Origin of the sequence: Lacrimispora xylanolytica, from assembly GCF_026723765.1 — a bacterium.
GTDB classification, from domain to species: Bacteria; Bacillota; Clostridia; order Lachnospirales; family Lachnospiraceae; genus Lacrimispora; species Lacrimispora xylanolytica.
The window spans coordinates 2,075,788-2,092,213 of record NZ_CP113524.1 but is presented as its reverse complement, the minus strand read 5'-3'; the positions used below and the strand labels follow the sequence as shown (position 1 = coordinate 2,092,213).

The 16,426-nt window shown below is 42.0% G+C and carries 14 protein-coding genes; 1 reads left to right on the top strand and 13 read right to left on the bottom strand.

Going from position 1 to position 16,426, the window contains the following annotated elements:
• Positions 1 to 101 precede the first annotated feature (101 nt).
• Positions 102 to 1,343, top strand: a complete 1,242-nt coding sequence (locus OW255_RS09880) for an MFS transporter (RefSeq protein WP_268116481.1) — start codon at positions 102 to 104, stop codon at positions 1,341 to 1,343.
• 53 nt (positions 1,344 to 1,396) lie between these two features.
• Here OW255_RS09880 and OW255_RS09875 read toward each other — a convergent pair whose 3' ends face one another.
• The 13 genes from OW255_RS09875 to OW255_RS09815 all read right to left on the bottom strand — a co-directional run bounded on the left by OW255_RS09875 (position 1,397) and on the right by OW255_RS09815 (position 16,298).
• Complete coding sequence (locus OW255_RS09875) at positions 1,397 to 2,314, bottom strand: PLP-dependent cysteine synthase family protein (RefSeq protein ID WP_268116480.1); 918 nt, start codon at positions 2,312 to 2,314, stop codon at positions 1,397 to 1,399.
• Between the two features lies 1 nt (position 2,315).
• Entirely contained in the window at positions 2,316 to 3,482 is a 1,167-nt protein-coding gene (locus OW255_RS09870; protein WP_268116479.1) for a trans-sulfuration enzyme family protein, read from the bottom strand.
• A 314-nt stretch (positions 3,483 to 3,796) separates the two neighbouring features.
• Positions 3,797 to 4,261 carry an SsrA-binding protein SmpB gene (gene smpB / locus OW255_RS09865; protein ID WP_024836084.1) on the bottom strand — a complete coding sequence of 155 codons (465 nt, stop codon included), beginning with the start codon at positions 4,259 to 4,261 and terminating at the stop codon, positions 3,797 to 3,799.
• A gap of 143 nt (positions 4,262 to 4,404) precedes the next feature.
• Positions 4,405 to 5,631 carry a Zn-dependent hydrolase gene (locus tag OW255_RS09860; protein WP_268116478.1) on the bottom strand — a complete coding sequence of 409 codons (1,227 nt, stop codon included), beginning with the start codon at positions 5,629 to 5,631 and terminating at the stop codon, positions 4,405 to 4,407.
• A gap of 22 nt (positions 5,632 to 5,653) precedes the next feature.
• On the bottom strand, positions 5,654 to 7,174 hold the full coding sequence (gene preA / locus OW255_RS09855) for an NAD-dependent dihydropyrimidine dehydrogenase subunit PreA (protein WP_268116477.1): 1,521 nt from the start codon (positions 7,172 to 7,174) through the stop codon (positions 5,654 to 5,656).
• Between the two features lie 4 nt (positions 7,175 to 7,178).
• Positions 7,179 to 8,558: a dihydropyrimidinase gene (hydA, locus tag OW255_RS09850; RefSeq protein WP_268116476.1), complete on the bottom strand. Its 1,380-nt coding sequence runs from the start codon at positions 8,556 to 8,558 to the stop codon at positions 7,179 to 7,181.
• A 58-nt stretch (positions 8,559 to 8,616) separates the two neighbouring features.
• On the bottom strand, positions 8,617 to 9,795 hold the full coding sequence (locus tag OW255_RS09845) for an ABC transporter substrate-binding protein (RefSeq protein ID WP_268116475.1): 1,179 nt from the start codon (positions 9,793 to 9,795) through the stop codon (positions 8,617 to 8,619).
• A gap of 26 nt (positions 9,796 to 9,821) precedes the next feature.
• Positions 9,822 to 10,631: an ABC transporter permease gene (locus OW255_RS09840; protein WP_268116474.1), complete on the bottom strand. Its 810-nt coding sequence runs from the start codon at positions 10,629 to 10,631 to the stop codon at positions 9,822 to 9,824.
• 11 nt (positions 10,632 to 10,642) lie between these two features.
• Positions 10,643 to 11,455 (bottom strand): ABC transporter permease, encoded by an 813-nt coding sequence (locus tag OW255_RS09835; protein WP_268116473.1) that lies wholly within the window; start codon positions 11,453 to 11,455, stop codon positions 10,643 to 10,645.
• 2 nt (positions 11,456 to 11,457) lie between these two features.
• Positions 11,458 to 12,285: an ABC transporter ATP-binding protein gene (locus OW255_RS09830; RefSeq protein ID WP_024836091.1), complete on the bottom strand. Its 828-nt coding sequence runs from the start codon at positions 12,283 to 12,285 to the stop codon at positions 11,458 to 11,460.
• 88 nt (positions 12,286 to 12,373) lie between these two features.
• Positions 12,374 to 13,525, bottom strand: coding sequence for an iron-containing alcohol dehydrogenase (locus OW255_RS09825; protein ID WP_268116472.1), 1,152 nt, complete (start codon positions 13,523 to 13,525; stop codon positions 12,374 to 12,376).
• Between the two features lie 14 nt (positions 13,526 to 13,539).
• Positions 13,540 to 14,874, bottom strand: a complete 1,335-nt coding sequence (locus tag OW255_RS09820; RefSeq protein WP_268116471.1) for an aminotransferase class III-fold pyridoxal phosphate-dependent enzyme — start codon at positions 14,872 to 14,874, stop codon at positions 13,540 to 13,542.
• A 263-nt stretch (positions 14,875 to 15,137) separates the two neighbouring features.
• Positions 15,138 to 16,298 carry a PucR family transcriptional regulator gene (locus OW255_RS09815; protein WP_268116470.1) on the bottom strand — a complete coding sequence of 387 codons (1,161 nt, stop codon included), beginning with the start codon at positions 16,296 to 16,298 and terminating at the stop codon, positions 15,138 to 15,140.
• Positions 16,299 to 16,426 lie beyond the last annotated feature (128 nt).

The following is a 16,426-nucleotide window of genomic DNA, read 5'->3' as shown; positions in this document are numbered from 1 at the left end:
AAGTAAGTCCATTTCTTTTGTTTTTTGTTTGACGTTTTATTCCTGCTTTAGTATACTTGATACAGTTACGACAAAATAAAATATACTACTACGAGGTACTCATGGAAGCCATTGCCAGAAAGCTTACGCTAAAATTCGGTTTCATCCAGTCCAGCTATTGGATCAGCCAATGTGCTATTAACAGCTTTGCAGCCGTTTACCTGCATGCTAAGGATTTCGACAATACCCAGATCGGGTTTATCCTGTCATTTGCAGCAATTTTGTCCCTGATTTTACAGCCTCTGACCGCTTCCTTTGCGGATAAGTCAAAAAGAGTGACCTTAAGGCATCTGCTGCTGGCACTGATGTTTCTGGTTTTTGGATTAAGTCTGCTTCTATATATCCTGCCCGGTTCTTTCCTGCTTATATCCGTAATCTACATACTTGTGAATGCAGTGGAGTTTACCGTTAACCCATTGTTTAATTCCCTGGCTATGGAATATATGAATCAAGGGGTTCCAATGAATTACGGGCTGGCACGAGGCATGGGTTCTATATCCTTTGCTGTTATGTCTTTTTTTCTTGGCTCTTTAGTAGATCAATTCGGTGCTGATATTATTTTGCCAGTATTTTTAGTTTGCTATGTACTCGTAATCTTGTCCACTTATCTCTTTCACGACAAACTGCCGGTAAAATACCAGGAACAAAAAGATGTGAGGGGCCTTCGTGATGATATCTTCCTGGAAGAAGAAAAGGAAGCTTCCGGTATCTTAACCTTTTTTCTGGACCACAAGCTTTTTCTTCTCATGCTATGTGGAGTTGCCATGATATTTTATTCTCATGTGCTTATTAATACTTATTTGATTAATATTATGGAACATGTAGGCGGAAGTGGTTCTGATATGGGAGTTTCCCTGTCTATCGCCGCATTTTTGGAGCTTCCCGCAATGGCCTTTTTTATTTATATTGTAAAGAAAATTAAGGTTTCTACCCTGATTAAGCTATCTGCCTTGTTTTTTGCCATAAAGAGCTTTGCCATACTGCTGGCGCCTAATGTTTATATGGTGCATTGTTCCATGGTCTTTCAGATGATTGCGTTTGCACTGTTTACACCGGCTTCAATTTACTTTGTCAATGATCTGATTGAAAAGGAGAACCGGGTAAAAGGTCAATCCATGCTTGGGGTTGCCAATATAGGGGTTGCAGGAACTCTTGCCAATCTCACAGGGGGCAAGCTGCTGGATTCCTATGGCGTCACCGCTATGCTGCTTACAGGAACTGTGGTCACTGCAGTGGGATTTCTTATTATCTGTATCAGCATCAAAGAACCAGACAAGCAAAAAAATACAGGAGGTCCTGCATAAAGGGCCTCCTTTTCTTTGCTGTTTATATAGGTTTTGTTACGTCTGTGTTATCCTTATTCATATTCATATAGTTTCGCACTGAAATACCGGTCTCCCCGGTCTGGAAAAATCACGACAATATTTCCCTTATCAATCCTTTCCACAAGCTTTTGCACCGCCGCCAGAGCAGCGCCAGAGGAAGTACCTGCAATAATTCCTTCCTTTCTGGTTAATTCTCTGGACATTTCAAATGCTTCCTGATCCGATACTTTGATTACCTCATCCACCAACTTCATATCCATGGTGTCTGCAATAAAATCATTGCCGATTCCTTCAATATTATAATCCCCATGCTCACCGCCTCCCATGGTAGAGCCAATGGGATCTGCCAAAACACCCTTTATGTCTGGATTCTTCTCTTTTAGATATTTTAAAACACCGGTAAAGGTTCCTCCGCTTCCTGCACCAAGGACGACATAATCAATTTTTCCATCCAAGGCATCATAGATTTCTGGTCCTGTTGTCTCGTAATGCGCCAGCGGATTGCTCATGTTTTTAAATTGCTCAAAGGATACCGAGCCGGGGATCTGGGCTTTTAGTTCTTCTGACTTGGCAACAGCCCCAAGCATCCCCAGTTCACGGGGCGTATTTACAATCTCAGCACCAAACGCCTTCATTAATTGTTGTTTTTCGAGAGAAAACTTTGTAGGTACCACAAAAATAATGCGATAGCCTTTGTTTAAAGCGGAAAAGGCAATGCCAAGTCCCGTATTGCCTGCAGTCGCTTCAATGATTGTAGACCCCGGCTTTAGGAATCCGTTTTTTTCTGCATCAGCAATCATGTACTGTCCGATTCTATCTTTCACACTTCCACTGGGATTGTATAATTCAAGCTTGCCAAATAGATGGATTCCTTCTTTACTTATAAGATGATTTATCTGAACCAATGGAGTGTTACCTATTAATTCTTGCATGGATTCATAATATTTCATACTAGTTCTCCCTGGCTGCTTCTATGGCAGTTTCTAAATCATCAATTATTTCATCTACATGTTCAATTCCCACGGATAAACGAATCAAACCTTCCGTAATTCCTACCTTCTGGCGCACCTTATATGGAATCGAGGCATGTGTCATGCTGGCGGGATGACATACCAATGATTCAACACCTCCAAGGCTTTCTGCAAGTGCGATCAGCTCTAATCCATCATAGAATTTCCGAATATCATATTCCTCTTTTAATTCAAAGGAAAGCATGGCACCTCCATTTTTTGCCTGCTTTTTATTGATTTCATAACCAGGAAAATCTTTAAGGCCCGGATAATAAATCTTTTTAACCGCGGGATGTTTTAAAAGATAATCTGCAATTTTGGAAGCATTCTCTACGTGTCTGTCAAGACGAACCCCTAATGTTTTGATACCACGTATTAGTAGAAAGGAATCAAAGGGCTGCAAAATACCTCCTGTCGCATTTTGAATAAATGCAAGTTTATCCGCTAATTCTTTTTGATTCACAACAACAAGGCCTGCAATTAAGTCACTGTGGCCTCCTAAATACTTGGTCCCACTATGGACTACAATATCCATACCGAGCTGGATCGGTCTTTGTAAATAAGGAGTCATAAAGGTATTATCCACAATGGATAGAATACCATGGTTTTTTGCTAAATCGGCAACTGCTTTTAAATCTGTAATTGTCAAAAGGGGATTGGCCGGACTCTCAATAAAGATTGCCTTAACCTCCTTTGTGATACTCTTTTCCAGAGCTTCCAAATCTGTAGTATCCTCAATGGAGTAATGAATGTCAAAATTTTTAAAGATTTTGTCCAGTACCCGGAAGGTTCCTCCATAAACATTGCTTGAAATTATTACTTTATCGCCGGAATGAAATAAGGTTAATACCGCAGAAATGGCTGCCATACCGGAAGCGAATGCAAAACCAGCCACTCCTCCCTCCAGCTCCGCAATCAATGCTTCCAGCGCTTCTCTTGTTGGATTGCCAGTTCTTGAATATTCATACCCGGTATGCTGTCCAAGGTGTATCTGTTCGTAGGTTGAAGTCTGGTAAATCGGTACATTCACAGCTCCGGTTCTTTCATCTCCATAGATACCTCCATGGATGAATGCCGTATAAATATGCTTATAACTTTTTTTGCCCATTGTGTTCCCTCCATTTTTTATATTTAAAGGTTTGCCGTGCATTTACATACATTTATATAGGTTTTATATGTTTATTGTTATAATATGTATATTACTGAGTTTGTTGATATAATCTATAACCAGCTATATATTTTACCTATAACGAAAGGGAAAATGCCCGTAACCTTCTTTTGGCTTTGGCAACAAAAAAATTGCCGAATCTGTATACAGTAACCATAAAAACATGGTTCGTTTTCTGTATACAAATTCGGCAATAAGTTTTCTGGCGGTGCCATACAAAAAGGCCATAGGCCATCTTCTGCACGGGCAATTATCTACGATAGATTCTTTACTTTAAAATCACGTTCCAGCTCTCTGCGCTGGTCCTTCTTTGCTATATCATCTCTTTTGTCATAAAGCTTTTTACCTCTGGCAAGGCCGATCTCCACCTTTACCAGACTGCCTTTAAAATAAACCTGGAGAGGAACAAGGGTATATCCCTTAGTCGCCATCTTCCCATCTAATTTTGAAATTTCAGCCCGATGAAGCAGCAGCTTTCTGACACGCAGAGGGTCCTTGTTAAAGATATTTCCTTTTTCATAAGGGCTGATGTTCATCCCGTAAACAAACACTTCCCCTTTGTCTATTCTAACAAAAGATTCCTTTACGCTGCACTTTCCCATGCGCATGGATTTAACCTCTGTTCCTGCCAGTTCAATCCCTGCTTCATATTTTTCATCAATAAAATAGTCGTGATAGGCTTTTTTATTGTTGGCTATTAGTTTAATTCGTTCTCCCAATTTCATTGACCTCCATAAATACGCTACGTTTATGATACTACATTGTTTATTTTTAGTAAAGGTCTAAGTAACAATCACAAAAAATAAAGTTCTTTCTGGTAAATACCTGTGATAGTATTTACCAGAAAGAACTCTATGATGACTTACTGTCTGTCAATATGAAGTATGGTATTTAAAAGTACATTTGCTCCTTTTAAACAGTTTTCCACAGGAGTGTATTCGATTTCACAATGGCTATGGCCCCCCACACTGGGCACAAATATCATGGTGGTGGGAACGATGTCAATGGCAAACTGTGCATCGTGCCCTGGACCGCTGTAGATTCTCCGGTTGGAATACCCGCATTCCTGAGCGCTTTTTTCCACATAATCTACCAGCTCAGAGGTAAAGCTTACGGTCTTTCTGGACCAGGCTTCCTCGTAGCTTACCTTGCACTGCTCTACAACACTTGGGATCTTCTTAATCACTGCAAGCACCTGCTTGATTACTTCCGGGTCCTGATGTCTGGCATCCAGGGTGATTCTTACCTCATCGGGAATAATGGTATGGATGTTAGGGTGAGCAGAAATTTTACCTGTGGTATAAACAAGCTTACTATCCAGCTGATCCAGCTCATCATGAAGATACTGAATGGTCTTTACGGCTGCATATAGGGCATCCTTGCGGTACTTCATAGGAGTCGTTCCTGCGTGGCCTGCCTGACCGGTAAAGGTAAATTCATAATTAATCATGCCGCAAACACCTTCCACTACACCGATGTCAATTCCTTCTGCTTCCAATACAGGGCCCTGTTCGATATGAAGCTCTACCAAAGCCTTTGTTTTTAACGGGTCCATACGGTTTTCTTCTTTTCCTTTAAATCCGCTTTTTTCCAAAGCCTCTCCAAAGGTCAGTTCTGGAATATCCTTTGCTTTGGAAGCAAACATGGTATCTTTATCAAACTTTCCGCAGATCACACCGGAAGACATCATGGCCGGTTCAAATCTTGCCCCTTCTTCGTTGGTCCACACAATGACTGTAATAGGGTGTCTGTGGGGTATTTTTTCTTTTACGATGGTCTCAGCCACCTCCATAGCGGTTAAGACGCCTAAAATCCCATCATAATTTCCCCCCTGACGCACCGAGTCCATATGAGAGCCAGAGAAAATGGCAGGCAAATCCTCTGTGCCGGAAATGGTGGCATACATATTAGCCATATCGTCTGTGGTAACTGTGGCCCCAATTGCCTCCATTCGTTTTACAAATTCAGTTCTTGCAGCTATCGCCTCTTCGGATAAGGAAAATCTGGTAATTCCTCCTTTTCCCGTATCACCGAACCGTCCAAAGGTTTTTATCTTATCTTCCATTCTCTCATAATCGCATTGAATCATTCTGCTTACCTCCTCTTTTCTCTTAATTCGCTGGTTGGTTCTCCCGCTTTTTTACTCTGGTTCCGGCTGAAATTGCACCTACCGGACACACCAGCAAGCAGAGATGGCAGCCTACACATTTTTTGCCGTCCATAATCGGCTTTTTCGTATCCTTATCCTGTCTTAAGGCCTGATGACCACCATCATAACAGGAGATATAACACCGTCCGCAGCCCACGCACTGATTCCGGTCAAACTTGGGATAACAAATGGAATCCCGTTCCAGCTCATCTGCAGGTATGGTATGAACAAGCGCCTTCCCAACGATTTCTTTTACGCTTTTATAGCCATGAGTGCTTAAGTAATATTTCATCCCTTCGATCATGTCATCAATGATACGATAGCCATACTGCATGACTGAGGTCGTGACCTGTATATTTTCACAGCCAAGTGCCATAAATTCAAAAGCATCTTTCCAGGATTCAATTCCACCCATACCGCTTATCGGTGTATGGGTCAGTCCCGGATGAGTCTTCATGGTATGGATAAAGCGAAGGGCAATGGGTTTAACTGCCTTACCAGAGTAACCTCCCACGCTTGTTTTGCCGGAAACAAAGGGGCCGGATACAAAGGAATCTGTATCTACGTTCATAATACTCTTAATGGTATTAATGGCCGCAATTCCATCGGCTCCTGCCTCTACAGCAGCAAGGGCAGGGATTTCCATGTTACCAATATTGGGCGTCATTTTAGCCAGAACAGGAAGATGGGTTCCTTTTTTTACTGCCTTAGTGTAAGCGGCCACCAATTCCGGATTCTGACCTACATCAGAGCCTAATCCATTGGAAGCCATGTGAGGACAGGAAAAATTGCATTCAATAATATCTGCACCGGCTTCCGTCACGATTTTGGCAAGGTACGTCCACTCTTCTTCTGTCTGCCCCATAATGGAAGCAACAAATATTTTCGTGGGATAATCCCGCTTTAAATCTCTGATAAATGCCAGATTTTCTTCTAAAGTGTGGTCGGATATCTGCTCTATATTTTTAAAGCCTACAAAAGGAAGGGCTTCTTTTCTCAGTGCATCAAATCTTGGGGAAACCTCCTTAGGAACAAAGGTTCCTATGGTTTTAAATGCCACCCCTGCCCAGCCCATATCAAAGGCCTTAGCCACCATCTCATAATTGCTTCCCACAACGGAGGAGGACAGGAAGAAAGGATTTTCACACGGAATACCGCAGAAGTCAATGGATAAGTCTACTTCCTCTTTCTCCACCTTTTCATAGGAGGTGAGCTTTTCAAACATATCAGGAATGGGAACTGGTGCATTGATTTTTCCTTTTAGACAGGCCGACAGACAAGGCTTATCTACACAGCTGCTGCAAGGAAGAGCTTCCGGCAGACGGTTTATGGCACCAAAAATATTTTCAAAGCGATAGCTGCGTATCACTTTATCAATCTCCAGCTCATACGGGCAAGCCTTGGTACAAGGCGCCTCATGACACAAAAGGCAACCGCCTGCTTCCTCTAACAAGGAAGTTTCTTTGTATAATAATTTATCCATACGATCACTCCAAGCCATATTTTTGCGGTTCACGTTTTACAAAGGCTCCAAAACCTGGAGTCCCTACAAATTCTCCTTCATCGTATACTAAGGTTCCTCTCACATAAGTCTGAACCGGATACCCCTGTACTTTAATCCCTTCCCATATGGTGTGATCATAATCTGAATGCATATTGTCAACGGAAATGGTCAGCTCTTTTTCCTTGTCATAAATGACAATATCGGCATCCTTTCCAATGGTCAGAGAACCCTTTTGCGTACAGCCAAAAATCTTAGCCGGATTGGAAGCACATAATTCTACTGCACGGTTAAAGCTTATCTTCCCTTCGTTGGCTTTTGAAAGCATATAAGGATATAGATTCTCAATTCCTGCACAGCCGTTGGGAATCTTTGTAAAATCATCTTTTCCCCAGTCTTTTTCGTAACTCTGGAACGGGCAATGGTCGGTCGCTACCGTATCAATGCTTCCATCCATAATGGCTTTCCACAGGGCATCCTGGCTCTCCTGGTCCTTCATCGGCGGGGAGCAGACAAAGTTCCTTCCATCTTCCCTTTTATAAACGTCACATGTAAATTCCAGATACTGAGGACAGGTTTCAATGAAGATGTTATGACCTTCTCTTTTTGCTGCAACAGCAGCCTCCAGCCCTTCCTTATCCGCCATATGAACGATATAAAGAGGTGCATCCACAGATTTTGCCCAGTGTACGGCCCGTTTGTCAGCTTCTGCCTCTACAAACTCCGGTCTGCTTAAATAATGATACCACGGAGATGTTTTTCCTTCTGCCTTAAACTGCTCAATATTAAAATCGATCACATCCGGATTCTCTGCGTGAATATTAGTTATGGCTCCTGCTTCCTTAGCCCTTTTAAGAATGCGAACCAGGGTTCCGTCATCTACCATCATGCCTTCCTTCTTATAAACAAGGAAACATTTAAAACTGGTCACGCCATAATCCACCGCATCTTCAAATTCATCCAAAATGGCGCCGCCGTTTAAATCGGTGATACAACAGTGAAATGCGTAATCGACACAAGCCTCAGCATCGCACATATCCTTTCTTTCCTGAACTGTTTCCACAATCCCTTTTCCTTTTCTCTGAATCGGATAATCAAAGACCGTGGTAACTCCGCCGCAGGCTGCTGCTCTTGTTCCTGATAAGTAGCCGTCTGCTGAAACCGTGCCTCCAAAGGGCATTGCCAGGTGCGTATGTACATCAATGGCTCCTGGTAAAACAAGCTTTCCTGTGGCATCAACAACCTTTTTTGCATCTACCTTTAAATCGGTTCCTATGCTTACGATTTTTCCGTCTTTCACTGCAATATCACCTGTATAGGTTTCTTCCGATGTTACAATTGTTCCATTCTTAATTAATAAATCCATCACGTTACCTCCTTAACGGATTCGTGGGTGCAAAGGCACCCACGATGATAGCTGCTTATTATTTGTTTACCTTATACACCAGTACTAAGCCTGATCTTTGATAAACCTGAGATACTGCCACCAGATTCATACCGCCTGCATTTGCTGCAATCAGGTTTGCATCCCATGTCACACCAAAATCTACCTGACCGGAATTAACGGCTGTTGTTTCTCCGATATCACCACCGCCTGGTGTGATGGTCACATTTAATCCTGCATCCTTATAATAGCCTTTTGCTGCTGCCACATAATATCCCATGAACTGGGCCTGTGGAAGCCATTTTAACTGAATGGATACATCCGTTTTCTCCGGTGCTCCAAGTGTTGCATCACTCATGGCATCTGTCCAGTAAGATGCATCACGGAAATCGTCTAAGGTTAACGTCTGTAATTTTTCTGCTGCAGCACTGTCGTTTAATTTGATGTATTTTTTAGCCAGGTCAAGCGTCTGCTGCAATGCCTCATCATCTAACTTTCCAAGATCAACTACCTTGTTTCCTTTTGTATCTGTTTCCACTAATTTCTTTACTTCTTCGGCCATATAAGCCTGATGATCGCTGGATACGGAGGAGCCTGCTTCAAATACGATTTTTGCTGCTTCCTCTGGATTGGCACAGGCATATTCCCAGCCCTTCATAGAGGCGCGGACAAATGCTTTTACGGTATTTGGATTTGCCTTGGCAAATTCCTTCGTGGTAAAAATATTATCCTCAAGCATTGCTACGCCTTCGTCATTCATATCAATGAATTTAACGGAATCTCCATATCCATATCCTCCCTGATAGGAATTCTCCACCAGTCCAAGCTCATTGTAGGTCATGGCTGACGCTAATAAAATGGAATCATCGTCAAAGCCATCCATATCAAATGCCTGACTTAAAAATCCGGTCTCCTGGCCGTATTTGCTTAAGAGAGCCTGAACCTCGTATTCATTGCCAAGTCCCCAGTTTCCCACCTTGCCTTTTTTTGCTGCATCCTCCACAATATCTTTTGCAGTGGCATCAGCCGCATAATATTTGCCTGAACTCTCAGCGCCTTTTGCTTCTGTTGTCTCTTCTGCTTTTGCTGTGGTACTTTCTGAAGCTGATGTTGTTTGAGTCGTTTCTTTACCAGTGCTGCCTCCGCAAGCGGTCAATGCTGCTGTGGTAAGTGCAATGGTTAATGCTGCTGCGGTTAACTTTCCTTTTCGTCTTCTCATAATTAATTCCTCCTCTAAACTAGTTTTTATTTTCTTCCTCTCAGCAAAGCTCCTTCCGCACAAAGCAGTATGCCGTACATAATAATTCCAATGGCACATGCTACTACGATATAAGCCCAGGCCGTTGCATATTGGGCGAGCACAATATTTTCCCTGATCTGTCTGCCAACTCCTATAATAAATTCAGCAAAATACTCACTGACCAGGGCGCTGATAATACTGGCTGGAACGCTGACACGTAAGGCAACAAATATATAAGGTACGCTATTTGGAATTCTTAGCTTTAGAAAGACCGTTAATTTTCCTGCTGCATAGCTTTTCATTAAATCCAGACTGTAAGGCTTTAATTCATTTAATCCCCTGTATGCGTTGATGCTCATTGCCACAGTACAGGTGATTGTAACCACGATGGTCTTTGCAAACATGCTTCTTATATTGGCATCATCGCTGAAATCCTTTGTCAGATTATTAAGTATGGGAGCAATTGCAATGATTGGAACTGCACTGATGGCAGATGCAATGCTTAAGCCCCCTGCTCCCCATTTGGGAAACACAGTAGCAATGATTCCAAGTAAATATCCAAAGACAGAGCCAAAGAATAATCCTCCTGCCGCAACAATGACAGTGGCTGTTACATTCCTTCTAATGGCTGGCCCGTTATCCAGAATAATATTTAAAATCCTTCCCGGAAGAGGCAGTGCAAAGGTATCAGCTCCTATCATCTTGTGCAACAGCTGTGTCTGCCATAGAATCAGCAAAAGGATACCAAATATGACTGGATATAAAACAGTTGTGAGGGACTGTTTCTCCCATTTCAGATATCTTTTTTTCTTCATGTTATCTCCCTCTACTTTTTCTTTCTCTTATAAGGTGATATCGCCTGCTCCAGTAAAACCATGAGATAAAAGCTGAGGATTCCAATCATGGCGCTTAAAAATACGATCTGCCAGAAAATATATATGGTAGTTGCATGCTTTAAGGATTGAGAAAGTGCGGTTCCAAGACCTGCTCCGCCCTGTAACGTATCTACCAGAATTGCCGCAGTAATCGCCATTGGTGCCGATATCTTAAGCCCTGTAAAGAAATAAGGCAGAGACGATGGGATGAGCAGCTTTCGATATATCTCAAATTTACTGGCTGCAAGAGAATACATGAGTTCGTGTTTTTCCTTTTCAACTGATTTAAAACCTGCCAGGGTATTGGTGGCAACGGGATAAAAGGTCAGTATGGCTGCTATGATGATACGGCTTTTATTAATGTCCTTTGTAATGGCAAGGACGATAGGCGCCATACCAAGGATAGGAATCATCTGAATCATCATCAGATATGGAAATAATATTTTTTCAACCGGCAGAAAGAGATTCATGACCAGTGCCAGAACAAATCCTAAGCCAGCACCTATGACAAACCCGATTCCTGCCCTAAGAAGAGTAATTCCCGCATTGCTTAACACGATCTGAAATGCGGTCTGAGTTCCATTCACCTTATTGGTGGTAAAAACAGAAGCCAGGATCTGATGAAGATGAGGCAGCACATTCTCCGGAGACCGTTTGGTTCCTTCAATGACCGTAGCCCCAATCTCCCAAACAATGATTAAACCTATAACCCAAACCAGGGTCACCATATATTTGGAGGAGAGTATTTTTTTCATCCGTATCATAATCATACCCCCTCAAAGCTGTTTCTTACCTTAGATACCAAGGCATTAAACTCCTGGGTTTCCTTCATTTCTATGGGTCTTGGTCTTGGAAGGTCAATATCCACAATGGCAGATACACGGCCTGGATGTGGAGATAAAACAACAACCCGGTCTGATAAATAAACGGCCTCCTGAATATTATGGGTCACAAATAATATGGTTTTATTGGTCTTTTGCCAGATGCGCAAAAGATCTTCGTGCAGTTTTTCCTTCGTGAATTCATCAAGGGCTGAAAATGGTTCATCCATTAAAAGTATCTCCGGACGAATTGCCAGGGCTCTTGCGATATTGACTCTTTGCTGCATGCCTCCGCTTAATTCATGAGGGTATTTCTGTCCAAATTCCATCAGCCCCACCAGCTCAAGCATTTTAGTTACCCGCTTCGTCCGGTCCTTTTTGGGCATTCCAAGAAGCTCCATAGGCATACATACATTTCTTCGTACCGTCCGCCATTCATAAAGTACCGGGGACTGAAATACAATACCATATTTTTTCTGCAGGCGGATCTCTCTTGGTGACAGGCCCCGAACGGAAATAGTCCCTGACGTCTTTTCCTGTAAATCGGCAATTGTCCGAAGTAAGGTTGTTTTTCCACATCCCGATGGCCCTAAAAGAGAGATAAATTCACCTTGCTTGATTTCCAGATTCACGTTGGATAAAGCGACAATCGGCTCTCCTCCATCTTTGTCAGGAAATTTCACGCTCAGGTTTTCAATCTTAATCTCAGTTTCTCTGGGAAGGGCTGGGTCTCTTTCTTTAAATTCTTCCTCTATATTTTCTACGTTCACCATTTAAGTCCTCCTGTTATGCAGACAAGGGTGTAAAGCTTTCGCCTTACACCCTTGTAAGTTAATTACGATAAGTAGGAAGTATCATGATTTAAAACAATCTACTGTATATGTTCAACAAATCTTCTTTCCCTATCTCTTTTCTTGTATTGGAAGGACTTCCGCTTGCCATGGCATCACTCGCCATCTTATCAAAGGCAGCTTCAAAGTCTTCCTTTTTAATTCCATATTCCTTTATGGCAGGAATGTGGCATTTCGCGCAAAGCTTATTCAGTTCCGCAAAAAATGCTTTGCTGGCTTCTTTTTCGTCCGTTTCTTCCTTAGCCGCGCCAATTACCCTGGCCATAGCAGCAAACCGGTCGTAACAGCCATCTGCCACATAAGAAAGGCACTCTGAGATAATCATTGCATTGGAGATTCCATGAGGTATGTGAAAAAGCGCTCCAATGGGCCGGCTCATGCCATGAACAATGGTTACCGAAGCATTATTAATGCAGACACCGGCTTCGAATGCGGCTATTGCCATCTCCTCTCTTGCTTTTAAATTCGTTCCGTCCTCATAGGCAAGAGGAAGATACTGAAAAATACGCTTAATTGCAGATAATGCATACGTATCGGTAAGGGCATTTGCCTTTTTGGATATATAAGATTCCACTGCATGAGTCAGGGCATCCATGCCGGTGGCAGCCGTAATGCTTTTAGGTGCTGTCACGGTAAACTCAGGATCAATAATGGCGATTTCAGGCAGTAGATCATCGCCTTTTAACAGCATCTTGATTCCTTTTTTTGTATCCTTAATAACAGTGAATTTGGTTGTTTCCGAGCCGGTTCCAGCTGTGGTGGGTATGAGTACCAATGGAGGGAATTTGCCTTTTAGCTCCTGTCCCATATAATCAGAGATGTCTCCGTCTAACGCTGTCATGGCTCCAATCGCCTTGGCGCTGTCTAAAGGACTTCCACCTCCGATTCCAATGATGAAATCACAATTGGAATCCTTATAAGCCGTTACTCCGGCGAGAATCATCTCATCCGTTGGCTCGCCGGTTATGTCATTAAATATGGTGTGTTCTATGTTCCATCGGTCAAGATATCCTGTCAGTATAGAAACTGTTCCCGTCTTTGTTACTACTTTTCCAGTTACGATAAACGCTTTCTTTCCCAGACTTTTGATTGCATCTTCACTGTGTTCCAATGCATCTGCGCCTAACATTGTCTGCCCTGGTAACATAAATTTAGTTGCCATAGTCCACCCCTTTTCTAAGCATAAGTTAAAAGTTCCTGATCAACAATCGTTAGTACCTCATCTAATTTCTTCAGTTCTTCTCTCAGCTGCTCCTCTGTAATGATAAGGGGAGGGGCAACTAATACCATATTCTCATGGGTGTAAGTCATAAACTTCCGTTCTTTTAAAAGCCCAGTAATTTTTCCCATGATGCCCTTTGGATCTTTTCCGTATGGCACCAGCGGCTCCTTCGTCTCCTTATCCTTCACCAGTTCCACTGCTGAGAATAAGCCAATGTAGCGAACATCTCCTACACTTTTATGGTGCTGCTTCAACTCTTCCAGCACTTCACCTAATACCTGGCCCACCTTATTTACGTTGGTTAAAATATCTGCTTCTTCATAATAATTTACACATGCAACGCCCGCTGCACAAGATAGAGGGTGACCGCTGTATGTAAGTCCGCAGGATAAGAGGTTATCATCAAAATAGGCTGCAATTTCTTTGCTTACCACCACGCCTCCAAGAGGAACATATCCGCAGGTAACTCCTTTAGCAAAGGTCACGATATCCGGCTTAACTTCAAAGTGTTCAAAGGCAAACATCTTTCCGGTCCTGCACCATCCAGTCATGACCTCATCGCAGATCATTAAGATTCCATACTTATCACAAAGTGCACGTACCCCAGGCATATAACCCTTAGGCGGAATTAAGATTCCGTTAGATCCGGTAATGGTCTCCATGACGATTGCGGCTACGCTGTCCGGGCCCTCATACTGAATTTGCTCTTCCAGTTTCTTTAAGTAATAGGAGGAAGCCAATTCTTCTGAATCAAATTCAATTCCTTCTCTGTAGACATAGGGGTCAAAAAATTTTACAAAACCTGGAACGCCTGGCTCTAAGGTATATCTTCTCGGCTCTCCTGTTAAATTACCAGCTCCAAAGGAAGATCCGTGGTAGCTTCTATACCGGCTGAAAATCTTATGTTTTCCTGTAAACATTCTTGCAATTTTTACTGCATTTTCATTGGATTCTGCTCCTGCATTGGTAAAGAAGACCTTTCCCATATTATCAGGCATAAGACCGATGATCTTCTTTGCAAGAATGGCTCTTGACTCGGCACCGTAGGAGGGGCCAACGAAACAGTACTGATCCACCTGATTCTTAATTGCCTGGCTGATGGCCGGATTGCCAAAACCAAGATTCATATTTACAAGCTGAGATGACATGTCACTATAGCGGTTACCATCGTAATCCCAAAAATAAATCCCTTCTGCCTTTTCAACTGAAATCGGATTAATGCTTTTTTGCTTGCTCCAGGACTGTAAGTTGTATTCCATTAAGGTACTTTTAATTTCTTCACCTTTCATTCTAATTCCTCCTACAAAAAAAGCAGCGGACCGATGGCTTTTGTAGCATCGTCGCTGCATTCATTATTTTTTGAGAAGTAAATACGCTGTGGTTTTTCTTTGTATTTCCTTCCGTGTTTGACATGGTAGTATTATAAGCACAGTCAAACCTGGATTGCAACCAGCAGTTGAACAAAGATAATTGTGCATCTGCACAATCAAGATTCTGTCAATGGGTTGAAAAAGGCTGTTTTGTAAGGCAAAACGAGCATTTTGCATTGGTATCAAATGATATCCTGAATATAAAAGCCAAGATACAATTTTACCTTATCTTCTAATTCCATGGGATTAAAGCCCGTAATCGTCTCAATTCTTTTTAACTGGTTAGTCACTGTGTTACGATGAATGTACATTTTTTCTGAAACCAATTGGAGGCTTCCGTTATTTTCCAGATATGTTTTTAATAAAGTCACTAAATCTGTGTTATTTTCTCTGTCGTATTTCTCTAAAAGACCAATGGATTCACTGTAGAAGTTTCTTAATACAGACTTCTCCTTTACCGCATAAAGGATTTTATAAATACTCATTTGGTCATAATAAAGTACACTTTCCTTCTGCCTTGCCGCCATTTCCATGGCAGAAATAGACCGTTCAAAATTCTGTTCCTGATTATAGATTCCTGGCTGGTTTGAGCTGATTCCCATGTGAACCAGAGCTTCATTGTTGTCTCGTTTTACATAATCAAAAAAGTCTTTGACAAAAGATTCTATTTCCTCATCAGTGTAGGCAACCAGAACAAACACAAGATTTTCTTTATAAGTAAAGGAAATAAATAATTCATGAATCTTTCTAGCTGTTTTTTCTGCATATATGGTGAGCCGATCCATATATTCTTCGTATTCTGCAGAATCTTTTTTATCCGCCAGAAGACTGATAAAGCAAAAGGTATCACTTCGTTTATAGCCATAGCGTTCCATCTGAAGTATCTGGGATTCCAGATCACCCACATTAAAAATAATATTCTTAATGGTCGTTGACATGGTGTTTTCCACATTGTCATTTTGCATGATCCGGCGGCAGAAATCCCTGGTCATATCAACCATACGGGTTTCCCATGGTATGGTAAATAACGGCATATTCACCTCATCACAATATGCAGCCACTTCCTTTGGTATTTCTCTGGTATGAGGCCCTAAATTAACTACAAAGGCACTGACTCCTGACTGATTCAGCTTTTTTGCAAAGTCAAGAAGCCAGTGGTCCGATTGATTTAAGATTCCGGCGGTAAATACCAGTTCATATCCATGTAAAAACGGGCTTACAGCATCATCTTCAATGATGTGAACCCACTGAACCAGATTATTCATCCCATTTCTTCCGGCAACTAATTCCATCTTATATAAGAAATAAGCGTTCTTTACTAGTTTTTTTACGACAATTGCCATAGAAGCCCTCCTATCTGGTTTTCCCTATTATACCGGATTTTTCAGGCAAATCAAGGCCTTTCTGACATCATTTTTATTTCTTAAGTAAAGATTTCATGACAAAAACAGGGATATAATTCTGACCTTGC

What these genes read in the sequence shown, in the direction of transcription:
- OW255_RS09880 (WP_268116481.1), top strand. Translation starts at nt 102, where the DNA reads ATGGAAGCCATTGCCAGAAAGCTTACGCTAAAATTCGGTTTCATCCAG.
- OW255_RS09875 (WP_268116480.1), bottom strand. Translation starts at nt 2,314, where the DNA reads ATGAAATATTATGAATCCATGCAAGAATTAATAGGTAACACTCCATTG.
- OW255_RS09870 (WP_268116479.1), bottom strand. Translation starts at nt 3,482, where the DNA reads ATGGGCAAAAAAAGTTATAAGCATATTTATACGGCATTCATCCATGGA.
- OW255_RS09860 (WP_268116478.1), bottom strand. Translation starts at nt 5,631, where the DNA reads ATGATTCAATGCGATTATGAGAGAATGGAAGATAAGATAAAAACCTTT.
- preA (WP_268116477.1), bottom strand. Translation starts at nt 7,174, where the DNA reads ATGGATAAATTATTATACAAAGAAACTTCCTTGTTAGAGGAAGCAGGC.
- hydA (WP_268116476.1), bottom strand. Translation starts at nt 8,558, where the DNA reads ATGGATTTATTAATTAAGAATGGAACAATTGTAACATCGGAAGAAACC.
- OW255_RS09845 (WP_268116475.1), bottom strand. Translation starts at nt 9,795, where the DNA reads ATGAGAAGACGAAAAGGAAAGTTAACCGCAGCAGCATTAACCATTGCA.
- OW255_RS09840 (WP_268116474.1), bottom strand. Translation starts at nt 10,631, where the DNA reads ATGAAGAAAAAAAGATATCTGAAATGGGAGAAACAGTCCCTCACAACT.
- OW255_RS09835 (WP_268116473.1), bottom strand. Translation starts at nt 11,455, where the DNA reads ATGATACGGATGAAAAAAATACTCTCCTCCAAATATATGGTGACCCTG.
- OW255_RS09830 (WP_024836091.1), bottom strand. Translation starts at nt 12,285, where the DNA reads ATGGTGAACGTAGAAAATATAGAGGAAGAATTTAAAGAAAGAGACCCA.
- OW255_RS09825 (WP_268116472.1), bottom strand. Translation starts at nt 13,525, where the DNA reads ATGGCAACTAAATTTATGTTACCAGGGCAGACAATGTTAGGCGCAGAT.
- OW255_RS09820 (WP_268116471.1), bottom strand. Translation starts at nt 14,874, where the DNA reads ATGAAAGGTGAAGAAATTAAAAGTACCTTAATGGAATACAACTTACAG.
- OW255_RS09815 (WP_268116470.1), bottom strand. Translation starts at nt 16,298, where the DNA reads ATGGCAATTGTCGTAAAAAAACTAGTAAAGAACGCTTATTTCTTATAT.